23 protein-coding genes, 3 tRNA genes and 1 pseudogene are annotated in these 22,198 nt (G+C 59.2%); 15 read left to right on the forward strand and 12 right to left on the reverse strand.

Features of this window, described 5'->3' with window-relative positions; all coding sequences use genetic code 11:
- Positions 1 to 3: 3 nt before the first annotated feature.
- From ACSQ3F_RS16825 to ACSQ3F_RS16850, 6 genes are all read right to left on the reverse strand, one after another.
- Positions 4 to 882 (reverse strand): DUF1365 domain-containing protein, encoded by an 879-nt coding sequence (locus ACSQ3F_RS16825; protein WP_436101275.1) that lies wholly within the window; start codon positions 880 to 882, stop codon positions 4 to 6.
- Positions 883 to 2,226 carry an NAD(P)/FAD-dependent oxidoreductase gene (locus tag ACSQ3F_RS16830; RefSeq protein WP_436101276.1) on the reverse strand — a complete coding sequence of 448 codons (1,344 nt, stop codon included), beginning with the start codon at positions 2,224 to 2,226 and terminating at the stop codon, positions 883 to 885. It lies immediately after the preceding gene.
- Positions 2,223 to 2,513 (reverse strand): FAD-binding domain-containing protein, encoded by a 291-nt coding sequence (locus ACSQ3F_RS16835; RefSeq protein ID WP_436101277.1) that lies wholly within the window; start codon positions 2,511 to 2,513, stop codon positions 2,223 to 2,225. The genes ACSQ3F_RS16830 and ACSQ3F_RS16835 overlap by 4 nt, the downstream gene beginning before the upstream one ends.
- 132 nt (positions 2,514 to 2,645) lie before the next feature.
- Positions 2,646 to 3,278, reverse strand: coding sequence for a LysE family translocator (locus tag ACSQ3F_RS16840; RefSeq protein WP_436101278.1), 633 nt, complete (start codon positions 3,276 to 3,278; stop codon positions 2,646 to 2,648).
- A 144-nt stretch (positions 3,279 to 3,422) separates the two neighbouring features.
- The gene (locus tag ACSQ3F_RS16845) at positions 3,423 to 4,253 is read right to left on the reverse strand and encodes a class I SAM-dependent methyltransferase (RefSeq protein ID WP_436101279.1); all 831 of its coding nucleotides are present in this window, start codon (positions 4,251 to 4,253) and stop codon (positions 3,423 to 3,425) included.
- Positions 4,254 to 4,484: 231 nt separating this feature from the next.
- Positions 4,485 to 4,559 (reverse strand) — tRNA-Asn (locus ACSQ3F_RS16850).
- Positions 4,560 to 4,752: 193 nt separating this feature from the next.
- On the opposite strand from ACSQ3F_RS16850, the gene ACSQ3F_RS16855 reads away from it, so the two are divergent.
- Positions 4,753 to 5,028, forward strand: a complete 276-nt coding sequence (locus ACSQ3F_RS16855) for a hypothetical protein (RefSeq protein WP_436101280.1) — start codon at positions 4,753 to 4,755, stop codon at positions 5,026 to 5,028.
- A gap of 71 nt (positions 5,029 to 5,099) precedes the next feature.
- On the opposite strand, the gene ACSQ3F_RS16860 is transcribed toward ACSQ3F_RS16855, so the two are convergent.
- Entirely contained in the window at positions 5,100 to 5,447 is a 348-nt protein-coding gene (locus ACSQ3F_RS16860; RefSeq protein ID WP_436101281.1) for a hypothetical protein, read from the reverse strand.
- A 236-nt stretch (positions 5,448 to 5,683) separates the two neighbouring features.
- Here ACSQ3F_RS16860 and lexA point away from each other — a divergent pair, with 236 nt between their 5' ends.
- Entirely contained in the window at positions 5,684 to 6,400 is a 717-nt protein-coding gene (gene lexA / locus ACSQ3F_RS16865; RefSeq protein ID WP_436101282.1) for a transcriptional repressor LexA, read from the forward strand.
- A 256-nt stretch (positions 6,401 to 6,656) separates the two neighbouring features.
- A tRNA-Cys gene (locus ACSQ3F_RS16870) sits at positions 6,657 to 6,730 on the forward strand.
- Positions 6,731 to 7,045: 315 nt separating this feature from the next.
- Here the strand turns inward: ACSQ3F_RS16870 and ACSQ3F_RS16875 are convergent.
- Positions 7,046 to 7,264: a hypothetical protein gene (locus ACSQ3F_RS16875; RefSeq protein ID WP_436101283.1), complete on the reverse strand. Its 219-nt coding sequence runs from the start codon at positions 7,262 to 7,264 to the stop codon at positions 7,046 to 7,048.
- 337 nt (positions 7,265 to 7,601) lie between these two features.
- Between ACSQ3F_RS16875 and ACSQ3F_RS16880 the strand changes: the two genes are divergently transcribed.
- Both ACSQ3F_RS16880 and ACSQ3F_RS16885 read left to right on the forward strand, forming a co-directional pair.
- Positions 7,602 to 7,760 carry a hypothetical protein gene (locus tag ACSQ3F_RS16880; RefSeq protein WP_436101284.1) on the forward strand — a complete coding sequence of 53 codons (159 nt, stop codon included), beginning with the start codon at positions 7,602 to 7,604 and terminating at the stop codon, positions 7,758 to 7,760.
- 459 nt (positions 7,761 to 8,219) lie between these two features.
- Positions 8,220 to 8,354 (forward strand): hypothetical protein, encoded by a 135-nt coding sequence (locus ACSQ3F_RS16885; RefSeq protein WP_436101285.1) that lies wholly within the window; start codon positions 8,220 to 8,222, stop codon positions 8,352 to 8,354.
- A gap of 15 nt (positions 8,355 to 8,369) precedes the next feature.
- Here ACSQ3F_RS16885 and ACSQ3F_RS16890 read toward each other — a convergent pair whose 3' ends face one another.
- Positions 8,370 to 9,905: an RNA-directed DNA polymerase gene (locus ACSQ3F_RS16890; protein ID WP_436101286.1), complete on the reverse strand. Its 1,536-nt coding sequence runs from the start codon at positions 9,903 to 9,905 to the stop codon at positions 8,370 to 8,372.
- 45 nt (positions 9,906 to 9,950) lie between these two features.
- Here ACSQ3F_RS16890 and ACSQ3F_RS16895 point away from each other — a divergent pair, with 45 nt between their 5' ends.
- On the forward strand, positions 9,951 to 11,153 hold the full coding sequence (locus ACSQ3F_RS16895) for an ISAzo13 family transposase (protein ID WP_436098414.1): 1,203 nt from the start codon (positions 9,951 to 9,953) through the stop codon (positions 11,151 to 11,153).
- An 82-nt stretch (positions 11,154 to 11,235) separates the two neighbouring features.
- On the opposite strand, the gene ACSQ3F_RS16900 is transcribed toward ACSQ3F_RS16895, so the two are convergent.
- A complete protein-coding gene (locus ACSQ3F_RS16900) occupies positions 11,236 to 11,475 on the reverse strand; it encodes a hypothetical protein (RefSeq protein ID WP_436101287.1) in 240 nt (79 codons plus the stop codon).
- A gap of 164 nt (positions 11,476 to 11,639) precedes the next feature.
- A tRNA-Lys gene (locus ACSQ3F_RS16905) sits at positions 11,640 to 11,715 on the reverse strand.
- A 195-nt stretch (positions 11,716 to 11,910) separates the two neighbouring features.
- Here ACSQ3F_RS16905 and ACSQ3F_RS16910 point away from each other — a divergent pair.
- The gene (locus ACSQ3F_RS16910) at positions 11,911 to 12,660 is read left to right on the forward strand and encodes a cytochrome c biogenesis CcdA family protein (protein ID WP_436101288.1); all 750 of its coding nucleotides are present in this window, start codon (positions 11,911 to 11,913) and stop codon (positions 12,658 to 12,660) included.
- Positions 12,661 to 12,779: 119 nt separating this feature from the next.
- Positions 12,780 to 12,977 (forward strand): annotated as a pseudogene (locus tag ACSQ3F_RS16915) (AEC family transporter); the annotation flags it as partial.
- On the opposite strand, the gene ACSQ3F_RS16920 reads toward ACSQ3F_RS16915, so the two are convergent.
- Positions 12,948 to 14,156, reverse strand: coding sequence for a UbiH/UbiF family hydroxylase (locus ACSQ3F_RS16920; RefSeq protein ID WP_436101289.1), 1,209 nt, complete (start codon positions 14,154 to 14,156; stop codon positions 12,948 to 12,950). The pseudogene ACSQ3F_RS16915 and the gene ACSQ3F_RS16920 overlap by 30 nt on opposite strands.
- A gap of 283 nt (positions 14,157 to 14,439) precedes the next feature.
- Between ACSQ3F_RS16920 and pcsA the strand changes: the two genes are divergently transcribed.
- The 7 genes from pcsA to ytfQ all read left to right on the forward strand — a co-directional run bounded on the left by pcsA (position 14,440) and on the right by ytfQ (position 22,032).
- Positions 14,440 to 15,165 (forward strand): phosphatidylcholine synthase, encoded by a 726-nt coding sequence (pcsA, locus tag ACSQ3F_RS16925; protein ID WP_436101290.1) that lies wholly within the window; start codon positions 14,440 to 14,442, stop codon positions 15,163 to 15,165.
- 9 nt (positions 15,166 to 15,174) lie between these two features.
- Positions 15,175 to 16,152, forward strand: a complete 978-nt coding sequence (locus tag ACSQ3F_RS16930) for a quinone oxidoreductase family protein (protein WP_436101291.1) — start codon at positions 15,175 to 15,177, stop codon at positions 16,150 to 16,152.
- A gap of 51 nt (positions 16,153 to 16,203) precedes the next feature.
- Complete coding sequence (locus ACSQ3F_RS16935) at positions 16,204 to 17,778, forward strand: ABC transporter ATP-binding protein (protein ID WP_436101292.1); 1,575 nt, start codon at positions 16,204 to 16,206, stop codon at positions 17,776 to 17,778.
- Positions 17,768 to 18,865, forward strand: a complete 1,098-nt coding sequence (locus ACSQ3F_RS16940) for an ABC transporter permease (RefSeq protein WP_436101293.1) — start codon at positions 17,768 to 17,770, stop codon at positions 18,863 to 18,865. Before ACSQ3F_RS16935 ends, ACSQ3F_RS16940 begins: the two co-directional genes overlap by 11 nt.
- Complete coding sequence (locus ACSQ3F_RS16945; RefSeq protein WP_436101294.1) at positions 18,865 to 19,785, forward strand: ABC transporter permease; 921 nt, start codon at positions 18,865 to 18,867, stop codon at positions 19,783 to 19,785. The genes ACSQ3F_RS16940 and ACSQ3F_RS16945 overlap by 1 nt, the downstream gene beginning before the upstream one ends.
- Positions 19,786 to 19,828: 43 nt before the next feature.
- Complete coding sequence (locus ACSQ3F_RS16950; protein ID WP_436101295.1) at positions 19,829 to 20,899, forward strand: BMP family ABC transporter substrate-binding protein; 1,071 nt, start codon at positions 19,829 to 19,831, stop codon at positions 20,897 to 20,899.
- Between the two features lie 170 nt (positions 20,900 to 21,069).
- Entirely contained in the window at positions 21,070 to 22,032 is a 963-nt protein-coding gene (ytfQ, locus tag ACSQ3F_RS16955) for a galactofuranose ABC transporter, galactofuranose-binding protein YtfQ (RefSeq protein ID WP_436101296.1), read from the forward strand.
- Positions 22,033 to 22,198 lie beyond the last annotated feature (166 nt).

Raw genomic sequence — 22,198 nt, forward strand, 5'->3', positions numbered from 1 at the left:
ACCTCATTCCGCCGGGCCGCCAACGTTGATTTCATGAGAAAATCCGTGCCGTGCCCTGCGGCCGTCCCTCCAGACGCTCACGGGGTCGGGCGCTTGCGGGCGCGAAATATAACGAGCGCCCTTGACCCACAGCTTCAATGCCTCCCAGTGAATGCCTGCGACGATCTTGATCGTAAGATGGGGTATGCGGCCAACAAGACGCAAAATCCTGCCTGTCTTCAACGTTATGCGCGTACCGGAAAACGTCGCGGCCAAGAGCGGTCCATCCGCGTCGGTTTCCAGGATGCGCCAGCGGATCTCCTCGCCGGGCGGCACCATGCGGAAATGATAGCGCATGGCCATCGGAATGAAAGGCGAGACATGGAAGACCTTGTCACATTGCTGGCGGACGCCGGCGTCCGATAGCTCGTCCGGCCCGATCGGGCAGACATAGGTGTGGCGTTCACCGAAGGTGTTGCGGACTTCGTAGATCATGGCAATAGGCGCGCCGCTGTCACCATAAGCGTAGTAGACCGCCAGAGGATTGAAGACGAGACCAAGGATGCGCGGATAGCAGACAAGGAGGATGCGGGCAGGGCGGACCGACAGGCCGGCTTCGCTGAGCAACGCATCCGCATAGTGGCGCAGCGGGATACTCGTATCGTCCGTATGGTCCTCTTCATAGAAGGACAGAAGATTGCGGCGATTGACCGAAAAGACCGCACTGAGGCGATCCGCCTCATCGAGCCGGTCGAGATCGATCATCAGCGAAAAGACGTCATAGGCGAAGCGATGGGCGACCGGCTTTATCCGCTGGTGCATGACGCGGCCGACATAGAGCGCCGCCGCCTCGCAGGGTGGCGCTCCGTTTTTCGTCATGTCGGAGCCGGATGAACGACGCATCTATTCAGCTGCCTCCCTGAACACGGGCGATATCTGCGGGCGCCACGGAATGATGCCACCGAGCGCCTCGGCTGCAGCAAGCCCCGAGGCTAGGCCGTCCTCGTGGAAACCGTAGCCCGTCCAGGCGCCGGCGAAGTATGTGTTGTTCTCGCCCTGGATGGATTTCAGCCGGCGCTGCGCTGCCATTGAGGACGCGTCGAATTGCGGGTGATTGTAGGAAAATTCGGCAAAGACCGTGCCGGGTGCGGGTTCGCGTTCCGGGTTGAGTGTCACGAACAGGGGATGTTGCGCGGAAATACCCTGAAGACGGTTCATCCAATAAGTAACGGCAACACCTTGCGCGCCGCAGGGTTTGGTTGACCGCAGATAGTTCCACGACGCCCAGCATTTCTGCCGCTTCGGCATCAGGCCGGTGTCTCGATGGAGGATGACGCGATTGGGGTGATACGGGACTGAGGAGAGCAGCGATCTTTCGAGCGGTGTCGCATCGGACAGCATCGCAAGCGTCTGATTGCTGTGTGCCGCCACGATGACCTTGTCAAAAATGCTGATTGCACCATGCTCATCGACGACGATCGCCTTATCGTCGTGCCGCCGGATCGAGCGCACGCCGCAACCGAGGCGGACACGCTCGCCGAGCGGCTGCAGAAGCTTGCGCAGATAGTTGCGGCTGCCGCCCGTGACCGTCCGCCAAGGATGCGGCCTGGCATAGATCAGGCGGTGATTGTCGAAGAACTGGATGAAATGCTCGGCCGGAAACTCCAACATTTTTGCCGCCGGAGACGACCAGATCGCCGCCGCCATAGGCACCAGGTAATTGTTGGTGAAGCCCGGCGAAAAGCCGCGCCAGTTAAGATAGTCGCCGATCGACATGGTCTCGAGCCGGCCGGCGCTGCGATCCTCGAGGCAGATGCGGTTGAAGCGCAGGATTTCGCGCAGCATCAGGAGGAAGGAGGGCCTGACGAGGTTGCGTTTCTGGGCAAAGACGGTGGCGAGATTGTCACCGCTCCATTCCAGCCGGCCATGATCCAGAGACACCGAAAAGCTCATGTCGCTTTTGTGTGTCGTCACATCCAGCGTCGCAAATAGCGCCGTCAGGTTCGGATAGTTGGCCTCGTTATAGACGATGAAGCCGGTATCGACGGAGATCGGCATTCCTTCATAGTCGATATCGAGTGTTGCCGTATGTCCGCCGGGGCGGTCGTCCTTTTCGTAAAGCGTGACGTCATGCACCGTATTGAGCGCCCAGGCGGCCGAACTGCCGGAAACGCCGGAGCCGATGACCGCGATCGACAGACGCCGGCCGGGAAGGGAATGCGGGCCGTGGCGGAAATGGGCGTTCATGCGGCGTCCTTGATTTTGCCGTAGGCAAGAAGAGCGCGCTCCCGCGCCCTTGCATGGTCAACGAGAGGTTTCGGATAGGTTTTGCCGAGTATCGCGCCGGCAGCCTTCAACACGCTGAAGGGCCGATAATTGAATTTGGCCGGCAGGTCTTTGAGTTTGGGCAGGACGGTTTTCACATGGGCGTCGCATTGAGTGGCGAAATGACGCGCGCGATTGTTGTCCAGCCGCAAGTCCTTGCGAAACCGGATGATTACAGGGCCGTCAGGGGAAGCGTCGTTGTCTTTCATTGTCATCCGCGCATCGTGCTTGTCCAACGATGTACGCAGATACGGGCGCGGCAGCTCAAAGGTTTCGCGGCGATAGCTTTTTTATTTCATTGTCTTGCGGGACGTCTCGCGAACGCCATTCTTGCTGAAGAATCAGCTCTTCTGAAAGGCAAGATGCGCACCCAACGCGATCAGCATTGCGCCGCCGGCACGCTGCATCAGGCGCTGCGCCTGGCTCGATCGGCGCAGCCGGCCAATCACGGCACCGGCCAGAAGCACACAGACGATATCGGCCGAAGAAAACATGAGATTGACGATCGTCCCCAGAATGGCAAGCTGCAGCCAGACGGGGAAAGCGGCGGAAACATCTGCGAATTGCGGCAGGAAGGCCACGAAGAAGATCGCCGTCTTGGGATTGAGAACCTCGACGGTGACGCTTTCGAAAAAGGCGCGCCGGCCGGATTTCGGCTCGATGCCGGGCAGGGCGACATCGCCCTGCACCCGGGTACGGAACAGCGAAATGCCGAGCCAGACAAGATAGGCCGCCCCGGCAAATTTCACGGCCATATAGAGCATCGGCACGGCGTGGAACAGGATCGACAATCCGGCGGCGGCGGCAAAAACATGGACATAGCCGCCGAGATGAATGCCCAATGTGGCCATCAGCCCCGACCACCGGCCGCGCGCGATCGTCTGGGCCGCGGCATAAAGCATGGCAGGGCCGGGGATGTAGGCAAAGACCGCGGTCGTGGCAAGAAAGGCGATCAGCAGGTCGGTCGATGGCATTGTCGGCTCCGTTCCGGCATGCGAGGGCGGAAGTCTTCTCTACAATGGAATTGACGGATTGTCGCGCTCGTCGGTCGCAAGACTGCCGGACGCGCGTCAAGCCCAGCGGGAGCGCGCGCATATCGGGCGCAGTACAGAGCGATTTCAAAACCGATAGCGCAAGAGCCAGCCGATTCGCCCAAGGGCCGGGACTGCGGCAAAGGCGAGAATCGTCAGACGCGCCGCCCAGGATAGCCTGGCGATCTGTCTCGGATCGTAACCTTCCGGATCATAGGCCGGCAGTTCAGTCTGCAGTTTCAGCCGCGGAACCTGCTTTTCGAGGTCGCGCGGATCGCTTATCGCCCAACGCAGGCTTGCTCCGGTCGCGCGCACCGAAGGCTGCCAACTGATGAGTTCCAGTCCGAGCCGGCTATAGCCGTCAAAGACCAACTCACCGCGCGAGAGATGCGCGGTAAGCCGCCGCAGCAGCTTCGGGACCTCGTCGGCCGGCAGATAAGGAAAAAGCCCCTCGGCGACAATGATCGTCGGACGGTCGGCGGGCACATCTGCGAGCCAATTCGGGTCCGTCACGGACGACCCGATCAGGCTATAACCGTCGCGCCCGGGATAGAGTTTGCGGCGCAGCGTGACAACCTCGGGATAGTCCACGTCGAACCAGCGGATGTTCGACGCCGGATCGATGCGGAATATGCGACTGTCCAGCCCGCAGCCGAGATGCAGGACGGTCGCGTCGGGATGGCGTGTGATGAAGTCACGTGTCCAGCCGTCGAGAATATGGGCGCGCAACGCCACACTGATCATCACGTCGCGATCGATTTTCAGCCTCGAAAAGTCATAGTCGATCCGGCTGACGACCTCGGCGGCGAAACGATCCTGCAGAAGCGAATCCGGCAGGCGGCTTTCCCCGGCCTTCGCGTAAAGCGTGATGAGGAGGGTTTCCTTCTCTTCGGTCAGCGACACTTTTTCGGTTGTCATTGTGATCCCGCGCCGTCAGAGCCGGCGCACCAAGCCCGTCGTCCCAGCGCAAATATCGTCGGACGACAGGACAGCGATCCCGCTGCAATGCGCGCGAAACTGCACCGAGAGTATAGGCGACAATGCGGTTGTGAACAGGGTCGAGGCGATTAAGGGCAGGCTGGCCGGTCTCGCATCATTGAAAATATGTAACGAAAAAGGGCTGCACCATCAAGTGCAGCCCTTTGAAACTGGCTCCCCGGGCCGGATTCGAACCGGCGACCTGTCGATTAACAGTCGAATGCTCTACCGCTGAGCTACCAGGGATCATCTGCGCGCTGCAGAAGTGAGGCTGCTAATACAAATGCTTTTCCGATTTGCCAAGCGGTTTTTCAAAAAAAGTGCACAATCTTGTCTGACTGTGGAGAACTCCCCATCTGGAGAGAGCGTGCCCGCGCGAAGCGGGAGCAATTGAAATCCCTCTCCGATGGACTGCATCGAGAGTTCGACAGGTGAGTTTATGGCAGAACCGCAGAAAACGAAAAAATTCGGTATCGATGCGAGCACGCATGAACTCATTCTCGGGTCGTGGCGCCTGCGCCTGCCTCAATCGCGGGCCTTGCGCATTGCCCTTGGCGCCGTGCTGCTCTTTGGCGGCATCCTGGGTTTTCTGCCGGTTTTGGGATTCTGGATGGTGCCCCTGGGCCTGATCGTGCTGTCGCATGACCTCGCCTTCGTCCGGCGCCAGCGCCGCAGACTTTCCGTCTGGTGGGCGCGCAAGCGGCAGACGTCGTAAATCCGGTGCCAATCTGCAAAGGCGCGCCGGGGCCGGAAGGCCTTCAACCATGACGTGGCAGGATGGCTTTCCTAGCCGCCGGAACCGGTTTGCGGGGTCGGATCCTTGTCGGTCGGGGCTGGTTGCATCTGTTTGCCTGTCGCCGGCGTATTGTTGACGGTACCCTGATCGGCCGGGGCCGCATCCTTGGCCGCAGGCGTCGTTTCCTGAACCTGCGTTGCGGCATCATTGCCGGTGCTTTCGCCGAACATCTCGGCGCCCGCCAAGGCAATGAGGGCAAGCACGAGGCTGCCGATCAGAACCATTAATACCGGGCGGCCCAGCAACCCCTGCCACGCCTCGACCGCGCTGACCTTCACGGTCCGGTTCGTGTCTTCGGTCGAAACCTTGTTGCCGCGTTCATCGGCATGGCCTGCCATTTCAGCCTCCTCGCAACGGCGCCAGACCGTGCCGCTCCAATGGGTTCAACATGGGCGGAAAACGGACGGACGGTTGCAAATGTTCCTTGGCGGCGTGCTGAATGCCGGTTTTCGGCGCGGCATGCCAAAAAATTCGCGCTTTGAAAAAGTTCAACGAATTTTAGGGGCTTGCGGAACACATATGGAACATATAGTGTTCGTTCTTGATTTGTTTCTCGATTCCGGAGTGATCTTTCATGCTGACCCGCAAGCAACAGGAACTGCTTCTGTTCATTCACGAAAGAATGAAGGAATCGGGCGTGCCGCCGTCCTTCGACGAGATGAAGGATGCGCTGGACCTCGCTTCCAAGTCCGGCATTCATCGGCTGATCATGGCGCTCGAGGAGCGCGGCTTCATCCGGCGTCTGCCCAACCGGGCTCGCGCGCTTGAAGTTATCAAGCTGCCGGAGGCCTATTCCATGAGCCTCCAGCCCAAGCGCGGCTTTTCGCCGAGCGTCATCCAGGGCAGCCGCGGCGCTCCGCCGGCGCCGACCGCTGCCAAACCCGCAGCGGCCAACAATGAGAACAGTTCTGTCTCCATCCCCGTCATGGGGCGAATCGCGGCCGGTGTGCCGATCTCGGCGATCCAGAACAATACGCACGATATTTCCGTGCCGCACGAGATGGTCGGGGCCGGCGAACATTATGCGCTGGAAGTGCGCGGCGACTCGATGATCGAGGCCGGCATTCTCGATGGCGACACCGTCATCATCCGCAATACCAACAGCGCCAACCCCGGAGAGATTGTCGTCGCCCTTGTGGACGATGAGGAGGCGACTCTGAAGCGGTTTCGCCGCAAGGGCGCATCGATCGCGCTCGAGGCTGCCAACCCTGCCTATGAGACCCGGATTTTCGGCCCCGACCGGGTGAAGATTCAAGGCAAACTGGTGGGTCTGATCCGACGTTACCATTAAGCGGCAGGCCGAATACGAACGCCAGCGGATGCAGACGGCTGATTTTCTTTGGAAATTGACGGTAGCGGCGGCGTGACAATGAGCGCTGGCGGACTGGCGCATCCAGCAATGCGCGGCATTTCCTGACGAAGCGAAGCGGCAACGGATGGGAGACTGGTTTCGCCCATGAGAAAAAACTGGAATTCGGTCAAGGCGTCTTGCACTGGATCGGAAATCGGTCTAAACGCCCGTCACGATTAAGTGATGATCGTTACGAGGCCTCGTGGCGGAGTGGTGACGCAGAGGACTGCAAATCCTTGTACCCCGGTTCAATTCCGGGCGAGGCCTCCAAAATTTTCCACAATATTCGCAATTGGATAGGGTCGCCGCTTCAACTATGTTGGCAGCCTTGTTGCATCACGCCGCCATGAACGGATATTGGCGTGATGTTCTCGCCGGCCAGCGGCCGACGACGCGCCTCTCGCCGCGTTGAACGAACAATTCCGACGTTTCGCGAAAACCGGCAAAGGTGCGTTCCATATGCGCCACGGGGCGACGCGGCCGCCGGAGACGATGCAATCCTGTGGAGATAAGCCACGCCGTTCGCAAAACCGAATCAATGGCGACGAAGCGAGGGAGAGCCTCGCTGCGGAATGCGGCCGGTCGTCAATGATAGTAGAAGCATTCGCAATCGGCCTTGCTGTCGTCCGGCGCATTCCAGACGCGGACTGCCAATTTCTTGGCCGCACCGGTCTCATCCAGCCTCAGGCCCAACAGTGACACGGCCGCGAGTTTTGCATTGACCGCATCGATCTCGATCGTCGAGCCGACTTGATGAACGCCCTGTTTTGGCGTCCAGGTGAAAAACTGCACGCTGTAATGCATGGCGTTCTCCTTCACCGCGGATGGGTCAAATCCCAGTCCAAAGACTGCACTGGCGATCCGATAGGCAAACAGAGCCGGGTCGCAACAACCGGTGTGGTCTGCCTCCATGCGGAACCTAGCACAATTTGGCGATCGAGTGAATCGTTATCGCGTGATTCCCGTCAGAAAGTGCCGCTCCGGCTTTCAAAATTCGCGCTGGCCCGACCACCAGCGCGCGGGGTTGGTTCCCGCGGTGACAGCGCCCTATTGTTCAATCTGAAATGCTGTGTTCACTGAACGTCGTCTTCTAAAATTGAACGCCCGGTGCGATATTGTCTTCAGAAAATCTGGATTTGAGATGACTGTGATGAAAAAGAGAGAACCACTGTTTCGTATCGGGGATTTCGCCATTTGGTCGGCCATTTTGGCGAGCGTGGTGGGATACCAGCTTTGGGCGCAGACCAATACACCGGCCCTGACGACGGTCATCGCAATCACCGATAAAGTCACCGGCTGAGCGCTCCTAGTAAGCCGCGGCAATCTAGACTTCCACGTAATGCCTCCCAAGGCTCAACTACTTGGAAAACGCATTCATCCAAACGCCAATACCTGTCACGACGATTGTAATGCCAACAGCTTCTGACAATTCCATACAATTCCCTCCTTGCGCGCCGGCGGATTTAGGCACGAGTAGGCTAGCGCGGTAATGCTAATTGCGATCAAAGACGCCAAACGGAACCCCAATGCAAAAATGCTCGAGGAGGCAAGCCGGAATCGCCAGTAATGATTTGATTTATTTGACTTTTTTGGTGAGCGCGCAGGGATTAGAACCCTGGACATACTGATTAAAAGTTTGTTTCTTCCGTCAATCATGAAGGTGAACAAATTCTGCAGCCGTCCGTGTTACCAGGCCGCCCGCAAAGACCAGCGTCACCTCCGGCAATGCGAATGCTGCGGGTCGTCGTTCGTTACGAAGGTGTCAACTTCGAGATACGGCAGCAAGGCGTGTATCTCGAAGATGCACTACTACTGCAAGAAGGCAGCCGTCATCCTGACGTTCCCCACGCTCTCGCCGGCGGTGTTTGATCAGGAGTTCGCGATCGCGGCGTGAACCGGAATGTCCACATCAATAGTTATCTGCATTTTGAATGAACAACTCGATTTCTTCGAGAGTCATGGCTTCATCTGCATCGGCTGCGGAGCTCACCACGATTTTAGACACGTCCAATGCAGCAATCAGGTCTTTGCTTGCGATCCAACTGTTTTCCCAGAGTTTCGCTGACTTTCCGTTCACGATCTCGCATATTGGTTCGGAGCTTACGAATTCAATGCCAACAGACTTTGGTTTTGTCACCCGCTGCAGCCATATCTCGAGATATCCATTGTGAGGCACTCTCGCCATCTTTCTGTGCACGCCTGCCCAGAGTATCTCTTTTTCAGCTTTTGGAGCTAGTGATATCAGGTTGCTGAGAATGCCGGCGATCGCAGGAAAGGTGGATGGAGACACCATCGCAATATCTGTTGCAATTGCCACCTGCACGTCGAGATCGCCGGGATTTAGTTTCTGGCCCGCAACTTTTTTATGAAGACCTCCGACAAGCTTGCGAAGAGCGCCGCTATTTGGAAAACGGCGCCCAAACGCATGGAGCCTTAAAAGTTGTTTTTGGATTGTGGCGGCATTAGCAGTGCCCAAATCTTGCAACTCGATACCAGCCAATTTGTCTTCTTTGACTGAGCCGGCAACGACGTTTGTATTCGAGACTGTTTTCCCGACGTTCAGCTTCATACCAACTGACCGCAGCTTGTCGCTTACTACCTTGAGTATTTGCTCGCATTTTTCATCACTATTCGCGAAAATCCGGAAATCATCTCGATATCTCAAAATTTTAAAGTCGGCCGACTTAGTCAAGACAAGTGAAATTTGTTGGTCTACATAGCCTAAGACAAGCTCGGCAAGAAAGTCCATAAGACTAGAGCCTTGTGGAATGCCATTTGTCTGGCCATACCGGCCCGCCTGAACATGATTGTCGATTTTATTGCCAAGAACCGTTCCTTTGCCTTTCTCTTTTTTTGCGATTTCAAGTCCATGCAAAGCCCAACAGATACTGTGTGTGTAGAGCGATCCATAACAATCGGCGACATCCGTATGCATGATATGACTAAATTCAAGAGAATGGACGATAGATCGTTGTTCAACGCGTTGCCACCAGCTGGATATTTGAGTGGCGTTGTCAGATTGTTCGTCAACCGACAGGACTGGAGCGCTGCAACACTCGACAACGCCTTGCTCAAATTCCTTAAACTTAGAGACAATATGCTGCCAATTGCCTGGCTCGCAAATCAGATTGACCAATGACACATATATAGCCGGATGAATCAGTTCGAGCGGGCGCCAAGCGAATCTGCCGTCCTTATTTGAGATCAAGCTGTAGTTTACGTCTGGAAGATTCGCGGGGTTCTCGCTTTTGAATGCGGAAAAGTTGCCGCCTTTTAAAACCGCTTCAACGCCGTTTAGGATCGGTTCGAAATTCAGGTAGTCGGGGAAGTCTCCGCTGAAGTAGCTGCTACCTTTGAGAAGATGTTTTCTCGCTTCATCCGGTGTTAGGACGCTCCGAACAATAACTGAATCGTCATTTGTCGAGGGTGCGTCTGATTGACTCATGTGCGGGGGATTCCCGGCCGGATCAGATAGACGTATGTCGATGGCATGATCGACGAGGATGGCATCAGATACCGCTGGGAGACAGTGGGGCGCAAGCTCGATGAACGCGGGCGTCGGATGTTCGCGGCGGCCGAGGCGAGCACGGCGGGATGGGGCGGGCTTGCGGCAGTCTCGCGGATCACCGGGTTGGCGCGGTCGACGATCAATCGCGGACAGGACGACCTGGATGCCATGCCTCTGGGGCTGGGTCAGGTTCGGCGTGCTGGCGGCGGGCGCAAGGCGGTGAGCGCGCTTGATCCTGGGCTTGTTGCGCAGTTGAAGCGACTGGTGGAGCCGGCCACGCTGGGCGATCCCGAGCGGCCCTTGCTCTGGGTGTCGAAGAGTATGGATAAACTCGCCGACACGCTGACGGCGATGGGCCACCCGATCAGCGCCGACACGGTGGCCAAGGAGTTGGTGAAGCTGGGCTTTTCGCGTCAGCGCAACCGCAAGGCGGACGAAGGCTCGCACCATCCCGATCGCAACGCCCAGTTCGAGCACATCAACACGAAGGTGATTGCGGCCCAAGCCAAGGGCCAACCGGTCATCTCGGTCGATACCAAGAAAAAGGAACTGGTGGGCAACTACAAGAATGTCGGCAGCGACTATCGCCCGAAAGGCACGCCGATCCGCGTCAAGGTGCATGACTTCGAGGACAAGGAACTGGGCAAGGTGGTGCCTTACGGCATCTACGACGTGACGGCGAACGCGGGCTTCGTCAGCTTGGGCATTACCGCCGATACGGCCGAGTTCGCCGTCCAGTCGATCCGGTGCTGGCTCGATCGCATGGGACGAGAGCGCTATCCCAAGGCAAGTGAACTGACCGTCACGGCCGACTGCGGCGGCTCAAACGGCGCGCGCGTCAGGCTATGGAAGTTGGAATTGCAGAAACTGGCCGACGAGACCGACTTGGTCCTTCACGTCCACCATTATCCGCCCGGCACCTCCAAGTGGAACAAGATCGAACACCGCCTGTTCTGCCACATTACCCAGAACTGGCGCGGCCGCCCGCTCGAAAGCCGCCTGGCCGTGGTCGAACTGATCGGTGCCACCACGACAAAGACCGGCCTCAAGGTCGAATGCGCCCTCGACACCCGCACCTACCACAAAGGCGTCAAGGTCTCCGATGCCCAGATGGCAGGCCTCCATGTCAAAGGCGACGCCTTCCATCCAGAGTGGAACTACACCATCACCCCAAGAAACACGTAGCGGTTATTCCGCGAACTGTCCTAAGGTCAATTAGCCGTTTCATTATCCCTCCCCAAAAATCCGCAGCAAAAAATTAACCCGATCACAAATCCTCTGGTCTTCCGATCGTTGTAGAACGTCCAGGCGTTGTCGGCAGCGCTCGCCAAACGTCAAACTGATCCGTTTCTGCGAGAACCTTGATGTTTTCTTGCCAGTACCTTTTGGCCTCCGGATTATCGTCCATCCAGTTTACGACCACGGTCGCGCCATTAGAGTAGGACGTGGTTTGTCCGCCGAGATCCAAATAGCCCTGTACGAGCCGCCTTGCATCTGAATGATCCATACGATTCCCTCCAAACTGCGGTGGATACTGCACAAGTCGAAAGGCCGGGGCAATGCAGATTCCAAGCATGTCGCTGGCCAGAACCCCAGCGGACCCCAGCGAGCGATGCATGGTTGGGAATAAGTAGGAGGCAGACGTAATTAGCTGATATCGTTTGACTTTTTTGGTGAGCGCGCAGGGATTCGAACCCTGGACCTACTGATTAAAAGTCAGTTGCTCTACCGGCTGAGCTACGCGCTCCCAGAAACCGGGGCGTTTCGTGCCCGGCGGAAGTGGGCGGACATATGCACAGCGGGCTTGTTTTGGTCAACCCAAAAAACGGGCGACAAGTGTAAATTCGATGATTTGCAGGGAGATCGCCAAAAGGTGATTGGTTTGGCGGCGGCATCGGCGCTAAGACGGCGCGAGCTTGTTGCAAGCTGGAGTTCTGAACTGGTGTCGATTGCTGATATTTCCATCTGGACCGCCATTTTGGCGGGCGCGCTGTCGTTTCTTTCGCCCTGTGTCCTACCGCTGGTGCCGCCCTATCTCTGTTACATGGCGGGCATTTCGGTCGATCAGTTTCGCGGCGGCGAAAGTGGGGCCGCCATCGCCGGCACGCGGCGCGCGGTGTTCGGAGCGGCATTCTTCTTCACGCTGGGCTTTGCCACCGTCTTCGTGGCGCTCGGGGCAGGGGCGTCGACCATCGGCCTCGTACTGCGCCAGCATATCGACATCCTGTCGCGCATCGGCGGTATCGTGATCATCATCATGGGCCTGCATTTCCTTGGTGTCTTCCGCATCGGCTTTCTCGGCCGCGAAGCGCGGTTCCAGGGCGGCGGGAAGCCGGCGACATTGTCCGGCGCCTATATCATGGGGCTTGCCTTCGCCTTCGGCTGGACGCCCTGCATCGGCCCCGTGCTGGGCACGATCCTTGGGGTCGCAGCCGCGCGCGACACCGTCGGCGATGGCGCGATGCTGCTGGCGGTCTATTCGCTGGGCTTAGCGATCCCCTTCTGGATCGCCGCCGGGTTCTCCGGCGCCTTCATGAGGTTCCTGTCGCGCTTCCGCCGTCATCTCGGCCTGGTCGAAAAGCTGATGGGCGTTTTCCTGATTCTTGCAGGCCTTGCCTTCGTTTTCGGCTTCATCAGTTCGATGGCGATCTGGTTCCAGGAGACCTTTCCCGTGCTGATGCAAATCGGCTAAGCACGGACCTCAAACAGAGGCTCCGCGGAAGAAAATGGCCGAAATATCCGGTCTGGTATTGCCGTTCTTCGGCCTGATCTTGCTTGGCTATCTGACAGCCAGGCTGGCAAGGAATCCTGCCGGTGAGGGTGCAGACGGCCGTGCTGCTTGCCTCGCTGCCGACGGCGACCAACGTCTTCGTCATCGGCCAGCAATATGGTGTCTGGCAGGAGCGGACATCGGCGACGATCCTGATCACCACCGTCCCGTCGGTCGTGACGGTAACGGCGCTGCTTTACCTGATCGGTTCAGGCGCGCTGCCAGCCGATCTTTTCCCGTATGGAACTGCGCAGCGTTTGCAATGCGCTGCCGGGGTTCAGCCCCTCGTGCATCATCAGATTGCGCAGCAGCGGAACGCTGGCGAGCGCCTGCAGCCCGGCCGCGCGCAGCATCTGCACCGGCAGGAAATCGGACAGCAGTGACCGGTTGAGCAGATCGACACTGACGGTGCGGGTGAGAACGTCTGCTCGCCGCCTGCGGTCATAACGTCCGCCAAAATCGTCCGGGATGGTCGGCAGGTCGGAAAGCAGCGAGGTCGCCGCCATGATGTCGCGAAGGCTGAGGTTCAGTCCCTGCGCGCCGATCGGCGGGAAGGCGTGCGCCGCCTCACCGATGAGAATGGCGCGGTCCTTGCCGAAAGCCTTGGCAGCCATGCCGGAGAGCGGGAAGGATTGCGCCGTGCCTTCGACAGTGACTTTGCCCAGTATAGACTGCATGCGCTGTTCCACCGCCAGCGAGAGTTCCTCGGGTGAAAGCGAAAGCGTCGCTGCGGCGGCATCCGGCTTTTGCACCCAGACGAGGCTCGAACGCGGACCGGGCAGCGGTACTTGCGTGAACGGACCGTCCGGCGTGTGGAACTCGGTCGAGATGTTCTGGTGCGGCACCTGGTGGGCGAAGTTGAGCACCACGGCGCTTTGCGGATAGGACCAGTTGCGGACGTTGATTGCGGCCGCCTCGCGCACTCTCGATTTTCGTCCATCGGCGCCGACGACGAGATCGGCGATGACAGCGCGGCCATCATCAAGGGTCAGGATCGCCCGCTTGGTGTCGAATTCGATCCTCGCCAGGCTGGCGACGACGCGCGTGAGCGACGGGCGGGTTTCGGCCTCCTTTTCCAGCAGCGAGAGGAAGGGGGCATTGGGGATATTGTAGCCAAAGGCGTCGAGGCCCACTTCGGCAGCATGAAAGGTCACTGTCGGTGCGCGCAGCAACCGGTTGGTGCCGTCAATAATGCGCATGGTGGAGAGCGGCGCCGCCAAAGGTTCGATCGCATCCCAGAGGCCCAGCTGCCGGACAAGATCAAGAGAGCGATCCATCAGCGCCGTCGTGCGCGCGTCGGGGTGTGCGGGCACGGGGGGTGCGATCAGCGCGACACTACGCCCGGAATCGGCCAAGGCGAGGGCGGCGAGCGATCCGGCAAGCCCGGCGCCGACAACCGCGATTTCAAAGTGATCCATGACGTTCGTTTCCTGCTCATGCTTGGCGATATTGCACCAATCTTACCCGCCACCGCTGATGATGGAAATGGGGTGAAGTGGCGCAAGCGGCCAAGATGTGTCCACAACTGATTCCCGCGCTTTATGAAGGGCCGGTGATTTTTGCTGGCAGCCAAACTGAAAGGGTGCATATTACCGCCAACACCGCGCGACAAGGCGGGTACGGGAGCGTGGGCCCTCAGCAGGGGCCGGTTTAGCATGCTTCGGGGGGAAAGCGCAGAGTAAGGACAGGGTGCGTCTGCCGATGAAGTTTTTCAATTACAAGCGCGTACCCTACGCCGAAATCCGTGCCTTCTCCGTCCATATCCTCACCGCATCAGGCTCTTTTCTGGCCTTTCTCGGCGTTGTTGCTGCGGCCGAGCACCGGTTCGTCGACATGTTCTGGTGGCTGGGCCTGGCGCTGGCCGTCGATGGCATCGATGGGCCGATCGCGCGGAAGGTGCGGGTCAAGGAAGTGCTGCCGAACTGGTCGGGCGATACGCTCGACAACGTGATCGATTATGTCACTTACGTCCTCCTGCCAGCCTTCGCGCTCTATCAGAGCGGCATGATCGGCGAGCCCTGGTCCTTCGTCGCCGCCGGCGCCATCGTCATGTCGAGCGCGATCTATTACGCCGACATGGGCATGAAGACGGACGAATATTTCTTCTCCGGCTTTCCCGTCGTCTGGAACATGGTGGTGTTCACGCTGTTCGTCATCGACGCCAGCGAGATCGCTGCTTCGATCGTTGTCTTCGTCTCGGTCTTCCTGACCTTCATGCCGATCAATTTCCTTCATCCGGTCCGCGTCCAGCGGTTGCGATCGCTCAATCTTGCCGTCTTTGCCATCTGGTCGGTGCTTGGTATCTACGCGCTGCTGTTGCATTTCGACACGCCCGGATGGGTCGTCGCCGGCGTCGTCGGCACGGGTCTTTATCTCTATATCATCGGCTTTATCTTGCAGATATTTCCCCGCCTCGGGCGGGGTTGAGGAGGTTTTATGGCACAGGCCATTGTCGTGCGCGCTCTTGGCGGGCCGGATGTTCTGAAAATCGAGGGGATCACGCTGACGCCGCCAGGACCTGGCGAAGTCCAGATTCGCCAGGTCGCCGTCGGTGTGAACTTCATCGACGTCTACTTTCGCACCGGCCTCTATAAATCCGCAGAGGGACTTCCCTTCATTCCAGGCAAGGAGGGCGCAGGTATCGTCACGGCGGTGGGCGATGGCGTGAGCACCTTCGCGGTCGGCGACCGCGTCGCCTATGCCTCTTCTGACGGTGCCTATAGCAGCGAGCGCAACATCGAAGTTTCGCAGCTCGTCAAGGTGCCTGATGATATCAGGCTGGAAACGGCGGCGGCGATGATGCTGAAAGGCATGACGGCGCAGTATCTGCTCAACCAGACTTTCAAGGTCGGTTCGGAAACCACCCTGCTGTTCCATGCAGCCGCTGGCGGCGTCGGCCTGATCGCTGGACAATGGGCGAAGGCGCTTGGCGCAACCGTGATCGGCACGGCCGGTTCGCAGGAGAAGATCGACCTCGCGCTCGCTCATGGCTACGATCACGTCATCAACTACCGCACGGATAATTTCGTCGCCCAGGTCAAGGAGATCACCAACGGCAAGGGTGTCGACGTCGTCTATGATTCGGTCGGCCGCGATACGTTTCCGGCGTCGCTCGACTGCATCAAGCCGCGCGGTCTCTGGGTCAGCTTCGGCAATTCCTCCGGGCCGGTCGAAGGTGTCAATATCGGCATCCTCGCGCAAAAGGGATCCTTGTTTGCCACGCGGCCGACCCTGTTCAGTTACGTCTCGACGCGGCCTGCTCTGGAGGCGTGTGCAAACTCCCTGTTTGATGTTGTGCAAAGCAACAAAGTGCGTATCAATATCAACCAGACTTATGCGCTTGCCGATGCAAGCCAGGCGCATGCGGATCTCGAAGCAAGAAAAACGAGTGGAACAACATTGCTGATTCCTTGAGAAAAGCCAAAAAGGCAGACAAGGCAGCAAGATACAGAAAATGAGGGCGGCGTGTCGGCTGAGGGACAACCCGCCAACGGTCCATTGCTGGCTGTTGGCCAACTGACGAAACTGTTCGGCACATTCGCTGCCTGCAACGGCATCGATCTCGATATCAAACCGGGTGAAATTCACGCGCTTCTCGGCGAGAACGGCGCCGGCAAATCGACGCTCGTGAAGATGCTGTTCGGCGTTCTGGCGCCGACGAGCGGCGAGATCGTCTGGCAGGGAAAGCCTGTGCGGATAACCAGCCCGAGTGCTGCGCGCAAGCTCGGCATCGGTATGGTGTTCCAGCATTTTTCACTGTTCGAAGCGCTGACGGTCGCGGAAAACATCGCATTGTCGATGGCGCCGGGCATCTCGCTGAACCGCATTGCCGAGGAAGCCTCCGCGCTGTCGCACAGTTATGGCCTGCCTCTCGATCCGAAGGCGCATGTCGCAGACCTCTCGGTCGGCGAGCGTCAGCGCATCGAGATCGTCCGAGCGCTCCTGCAGAATCCGAAGCTGATCATCCTCGACGAGCCGACCTCCGTGTTGACGCCGCAGGAAGCTGACCGCCTGTTCGAGACGCTGAACAAGCTGAAGGCCGAAGGTCGATCGGTCCTCTATATCAGCCATCGGCTGGAGGAGGTTCAGCGGATCTGCGACCGTGCAACGGTCTTGCGGCACGGCAAGGTCACCGGCGCATGCGACCCGCGCCGGGAAACGCCCTCTTCGTTGGCGCGCATGATGGTCGGCAGCGATGTTGCGCATGTGAGTGCGGAAGGAACGAGCGCAAAGGGCGCCGTGAAGCTGGAAGCCCGCCATCTTTCCGCGTCCGCCAGAACGCCGTTTGCCGTTTCGCTGAAGAACATCTGTCTCAAGGTGCATGCCGGCGAAGTGCTGGCGATTGCCGGCGTTGCAGGCAATGGTCAGGGCGAATTGTTCGATGCGCTGTCCGGCGAATATCCGGCTGGCAGCGATGACGTCGTGCGCATCGCGGATAAACCTGTCGGAACACGCGGCATCAACGCCCGCCGGCTGATGGGCGCCGGCTTCGTGCCGGAAGAGCGCCATGGCCATGCGGCGGTCTCGGCTCTTTCGCTGTCCGACAATCTCGTGCTGGCCCGCAGCCAGTCAGACCGCAGGGCGTTCCTTGGCGGTGGTGTGCTTGGCCTCATCCGCCAGGATGCGGTTAAAAGGGCGGCCAAGCGGATTTCCGAAGCGATGGATGTGCGCAAGAGCGGCGAAAATCCGCCGGCCGGCTCCCTGTCCGGCGGCAACCTGCAAAAATTCATCGTCGGCCGCGAACTCGATCGCCAGCCGACTGTGCTGGTCGTCAACCAGCCGACCTGGGGCGTCGACGCGGGAGCTGCGAGCCGCATCCGCCAGGCGCTCGTCGATCTCGCCAAATCCGGCTCCGCCGTTCTCGTCATCAGCCAGGACCTGGACGAGATTTTCGAGGTCGCGACCGAGATCGCGGTGATCAGTGAAGGCAGGCTTTCGGATATCTATCCCGCGGCCAAGCTCTCGCGTGAAAAGATCGGACTGCTGATGGGTGGCATGTACGGCAAGACCGAGACTGCGGAGACGGCGCATGCGCGTTGAACTGGAAAAACGGCCGAACGTCTCCAAACTATTTTCGATCCTGTCGCCTGTCATTGCGCTTGTTCTGACGATGATCTTCGGCGGCATCATGTTCCTGCTGCTCGGCAAGAATCCGGTGACGGCGCTCTACAGTTTCTTCATCGAACCGCTGATGGAAGTGTGGTCGCTGCATGAACTGGCAATCAAGGCCGCCCCCCTGATTCTGATCGGCGCCGGTCTTTCCGTGTGCTACCGGTCGAACAACTGGAATATCGGTGCAGAAGGGCAGTTCATCATGGGCGCGATTGCCGGCTCGGTCCTGCCGGTGGTCTTCTATGAATGGCATTCGCCGCTTGTGCTGCCGCTCATGCTGTTGCTCGGAATGCTGGGCGGCGCGCTGTTCGCCGGCATTCCGGCATTCCTCAAGGCGCATCTCAACACCAACGAAATCCTGACCAGCCTGATGCTCGTATATGTCGCGCAGCTGTTTCTGGACTGGCTGGTGCGCGGCCCCTGGCGCAATCCGGGCGGCATGAATTTTCCGGAGACGCGGACTTTCGATCCGGCTGCCGTCCTGCCTGAGATGATCGCCTCCGGACGAACGCATTGGGGCTTCGGCTTCGCCATCCTGGCGGCCATCGTGATCTGGTTCATGATGCGCTACACGCTGAAGGGCTTTGAGATCACCGTGCTCGGCCAGTCCGAGCGGGCAGGGCGCTTCGCCGGTTTTTCCTCGCGCAAGATGATCTGGTTTTCTATGCTGCTCTCCGGCGCGCTCGCCGGCCTTGCGGGAATTTCGGAAGTCAGCGGTGCGATCCAGCAGTTGCGCCCCGTCATTTCGCCCGGTTACGGATTCACCGCCATCATCGTCGCCTTCCTCGGACGGCTCAATCCTTTGGGGATCGTCGTGGCCGGCCTTGTGCTGGCGCTGACCTATCTCGGCGGCGAGGCGGCGCAATTGTCGCTTGGTGTCTCCGACAAGGTGACCCGCGTCTTCCAGGGCCTGCTCCTCTTCTTCGTGCTCTCCTGCGACACGCTCATTCACTACAAGATCAAGCTCGTATGGTCGAATCTGACGACCGCTGCGACGGCGGACGGAGCGCATTGATGGGAATTTTCGAAGCCATCCTCCTGACTGTCATTACCGCTGCCACGCCGCTGGTTTTGGCGGCCGTCGGCGAACTTGTTACGGAACGCTCGGGCGTACTCAATCTTGGCGTCGAGGGCATGATGATCATGGGCGCCGCCTGCGCCTTCATCGCCACGCAGGTGACGGGATCGCCGTATATCGGCATTCTCGCCGGCATTGCTTCGGGCGCCTTGTTCTCCCTGCTGTTCGGTTTCCTTACTTTAACGCTTGTGGCCAATCAGGTTGCGACGGGTCTGGCCTTGACCATTCTCGGTCTCGGCGCATCCGGCATGATCGGCGAAGCCTATGTCGGCCAATCCGGCATCAAGCTGCCGCAGATCGTCTTTCCGGTTCTGTCGGACATCCCGTTTCTCGGCCGCCTGCTGTTCAAGCAGGACCTGATCTTCTACCTCTCGATCGCTGTCGTCGCCGGCGTCCACTGGTTCCTGTTCAAGAGCCGCGCCGGACTGAAACTGCGCTCGGTCGGCGATAGCCACGCCTCGGCCCATGCACTCGGCATCAACGTCATCCACATGCGCTATCTTGCCGTCATGTTCGGCGGCGCCTGCGCCGGGCTCGCCGGTGCGCAGCTGTCGCTGGTCTACACGCCGCAATGGGTGGAAAACATGTCGGCCGGACGCGGCTGGATTGCGCTGGCACTGGTTGTCTTTGCCTCGTGGCGGCCGTGGCGGGTGGTTGCCGGCGGCTATCTGTTTGGTGCGGTTTCGATCAGCCAATTGCACGCCCAGGCGTTCGGCATCGGGATTCCCTCGCAGTTTCTTTCTGCTCTTCCCTATCTGGCGACGATTATCGTACTAATTCTCATCTCGCACAATCGGCGCACGACGTTGATCAACACGCCGGCATCGCTCGGCAAACCGTTTGTGCCGGACCGGTAAACAAGAACAACAACGGAAACTCTAGAAACCTACAGGGGCCACAATGAAAAAAATTCTCTTCGCACTCGCAACCACCGCGGCCGTTCTCGGCTTTTCCGCGGCGGCAAGCGCACAGGAAAAGGCCAAGGTCTGCTTCGTCTATGTCGGTTCGAAGACGGATGGCGGCTGGACGCAGGCCCATGACCTCGGCCGTCAGGGACTCGAAAAGGCGCTCGGCGACAAGGTCGAGACGCAGTTCCTCGAAAACGTTCCGGAAGGTCCGGACGCCGAACGTGCCATCGAGCGTCTGGCCCGTTCCGGCTGCGGCCTGATCTTCACGACGTCCTTCGGGTTCATGGATGCGACGGTCAAGATCGCCGGGAAATTCCCGGACGTGAAGTTCGAGCATGCCACCGGCTACAAGACGGCTCCGAACCTTGCCACCTACAACAGCCGATTCTATGAAGGCCGCTATATCCAGGGCCAGATCGCTGCCAAGATCTCGCAGAAGGGCATTGCCGGTTACATTGCTTCCTTCCCCATTCCGGAAGTGGTGATGGGCATCAACTCCTTCGTCACGGGCGCTCGCACCATCAACCCGGACTTCAAGATCAAGGTCGTCTGGGCAAACACCTGGTTTGACCCCGGCAAGGAAGCCGACGCTGCCAAGGCGCTGATCGACCAGGGCGTCGATGTGCTGACCCAGCACACCGACACGACGGCGCCGATGCAGGTTGCTGCCGAGCGCGGCATCAAAGCCTTCGGTCAGGCCTCCGACATGATCAAGGCGGGCCCGGAAACGCAGTTGACGGCGATCGTCGATACCTGGGGCGCTTACTACATCAAGCGCACGCAGGCCTTCATCGACGGCAAGTGGGAAACCACGTCGAGCTGGGATGGCCTGAAGGACGGCATCCTGACGATGGCGCCTTACACCAACATGCCGGATGACGTGAAGGCGATGGCGGAGGCGACCGAAGCCAAGATCAGGTCCGGCGAACTGAAGCCGTTCACCGGCCCACTGAAAAAGCAGGATGGCTCCGAATGGCTGAAGGCCGGCGAATCGTCCGATGACGGCACGCTGCTCGGCATGAATTTCTACGTCGAAGGCGTGGACGACAAGCTGCCGCAATAAATCTTCGGCATCATTTCGATTGCAATCAGGGAGGGCGGCCGCACGGCCGCCCTCTTTCGATTCTGGCCGGGGAAAATTTACGCAAACCGCGCAAAATCCGGTTTACATAAGTCATATAGTATGATTTTTTACCCTCGCTGCTGAGGAGCAGCTTTCTTTGGGAGGACATCATGAAAATCAAGACTGCACTCGCGAGTGCCACGATTCTGGCTGCCTGCATGTTTGGTTCGGCCTCTGCTGCCGATCTGACGATCGGTTTTTCGCAGATCGGGTCGGAATCCGGCTGGCGTGCCGCTGAAACCACGCTGACCAAGCAGCAGGCTGAAAAGCGCGGCATCGACCTGAAATTCGCCGACGCCCAGCAGAAGCAGGAAAACCAGATCAAGGCACTGCGCTCCTTCATCGCGCAGGGCGTCAATGCCATCCTGATCGCCCCGGTTGTGGCGACCGGCTGGGATGAAGTGCTGACGGAAGCCAAGGACGCGGAAATTCCGGTGATCCTGCTCGACCGCACGGTCGATTCGTCCGACGATCTTTACCTGACGGCGGTCACGTCCGATCTCGTGCACGAAGGCAATGTCGCCGGCAAGTGGCTGGTCGACACCGCCGCTGGAAAGCCGTGCAACGTCGTCGAGCTTCAGGGCACGACCGGTTCATCCCCGGCGATCGACCGCAAGAAGGGCTTCGAGGAGGCGCTGAAGGGTCATGACAACCTGAAGCTCGTCCGCAGCCAGACCGGCGACTTCACCCGCACCAAGGGCAAGGAAGTCATGGAAAGCTTCCTGAAGGCGGAAGACGGCGGCAAGAACATCTGCGCGCTCTACGCTCACAATGACGACATGGCCGTCGGCGCGATCCAGGCGATCAAGGAAGCCGGCCTGAAGCCGGGCACGGATATCCTCGTTGTCTCGATCGACGCCGTTCCGGATATCTTCCAGGCAATGGCCGCGGGCGAAGCGAATGCCACTGTCGAATTGACCCCGAACATGGCCGGTCCGGCACTCGACGCGCTCGACGCCTTTCTGAAGGATGGCACCAAACCGGCGAAGTGGATCCAGACGGAATCGAAGCTCTACACCCAGGCCGACGATCCGCAGAAGGTCTACGAGGAGAAGAAGGGCCTCGGCTATTAATTAGCCGCCGGCCGTCGCAAGACCGTGATGCTTCCTGTCTCATGGACAGGAAGCATTGGCCGGAACGCGGTGCTGGTCAAATCGTCGTTAATGCCGTCGAATCTGATGGACGCTTGGCATCCGGATGTCCACCACGCTGGGCGCGATTTGCGGCAATCCGTAAGTT

The organism is Pararhizobium sp. LjRoot238, from assembly GCF_964252955.1.
Classification (GTDB): domain Bacteria; phylum Pseudomonadota; class Alphaproteobacteria; order Rhizobiales; family Rhizobiaceae; genus Pararhizobium.

Bases quoted from the DNA above. Each gene is read 5' to 3' on its own strand.
- ACSQ3F_RS16875 (WP_436101283.1), bottom strand. From the start codon at position 7,264: ATGCATTACAGCGTGCAGTTTTTCACCTGGACGCCAAAACAGGGCGTT.
- ACSQ3F_RS16900 (WP_436101287.1), bottom strand. From the start codon at position 11,475: ATGGATCATTCAGATGCAAGGCGGCTCGTACAGGGCTATTTGGATCTC.
- ACSQ3F_RS16930 (WP_436101291.1), top strand. From the start codon at position 15,175: ATGGCACAGGCCATTGTCGTGCGCGCTCTTGGCGGGCCGGATGTTCTG.
- ACSQ3F_RS16880 (WP_436101284.1), top strand. From the start codon at position 7,602: ATGACTGTGATGAAAAAGAGAGAACCACTGTTTCGTATCGGGGATTTC.
- ACSQ3F_RS16945 (WP_436101294.1), top strand. From the start codon at position 18,865: ATGGGAATTTTCGAAGCCATCCTCCTGACTGTCATTACCGCTGCCACG.
- ACSQ3F_RS16825 (WP_436101275.1), bottom strand. From the start codon at position 882: ATGCGTCGTTCATCCGGCTCCGACATGACGAAAAACGGAGCGCCACCC.
- ACSQ3F_RS16940 (WP_436101293.1), top strand. From the start codon at position 17,768: ATGCGCGTTGAACTGGAAAAACGGCCGAACGTCTCCAAACTATTTTCG.
- ACSQ3F_RS16920 (WP_436101289.1), bottom strand. From the start codon at position 14,156: ATGGATCACTTTGAAATCGCGGTTGTCGGCGCCGGGCTTGCCGGATCG.
- ytfQ (WP_436101296.1), top strand. From the start codon at position 21,070: ATGAAAATCAAGACTGCACTCGCGAGTGCCACGATTCTGGCTGCCTGC.
- ACSQ3F_RS16895 (WP_436098414.1), top strand. From the start codon at position 9,951: ATGATCGACGAGGATGGCATCAGATACCGCTGGGAGACAGTGGGGCGC.
- ACSQ3F_RS16860 (WP_436101281.1), bottom strand. From the start codon at position 5,447: ATGGCAGGCCATGCCGATGAACGCGGCAACAAGGTTTCGACCGAAGAC.
- pcsA (WP_436101290.1), top strand. From the start codon at position 14,440: ATGAAGTTTTTCAATTACAAGCGCGTACCCTACGCCGAAATCCGTGCC.
- ACSQ3F_RS16830 (WP_436101276.1), bottom strand. From the start codon at position 2,226: ATGAACGCCCATTTCCGCCACGGCCCGCATTCCCTTCCCGGCCGGCGT.
- lexA (WP_436101282.1), top strand. From the start codon at position 5,684: ATGCTGACCCGCAAGCAACAGGAACTGCTTCTGTTCATTCACGAAAGA.
- ACSQ3F_RS16855 (WP_436101280.1), top strand. From the start codon at position 4,753: ATGGCAGAACCGCAGAAAACGAAAAAATTCGGTATCGATGCGAGCACG.
- ACSQ3F_RS16950 (WP_436101295.1), top strand. From the start codon at position 19,829: ATGAAAAAAATTCTCTTCGCACTCGCAACCACCGCGGCCGTTCTCGGC.
- ACSQ3F_RS16835 (WP_436101277.1), bottom strand. From the start codon at position 2,513: ATGAAAGACAACGACGCTTCCCCTGACGGCCCTGTAATCATCCGGTTT.
- ACSQ3F_RS16840 (WP_436101278.1), bottom strand. From the start codon at position 3,278: ATGCCATCGACCGACCTGCTGATCGCCTTTCTTGCCACGACCGCGGTC.
- ACSQ3F_RS16845 (WP_436101279.1), bottom strand. From the start codon at position 4,253: ATGACAACCGAAAAAGTGTCGCTGACCGAAGAGAAGGAAACCCTCCTC.
- ACSQ3F_RS16890 (WP_436101286.1), bottom strand. From the start codon at position 9,905: ATGAGTCAATCAGACGCACCCTCGACAAATGACGATTCAGTTATTGTT.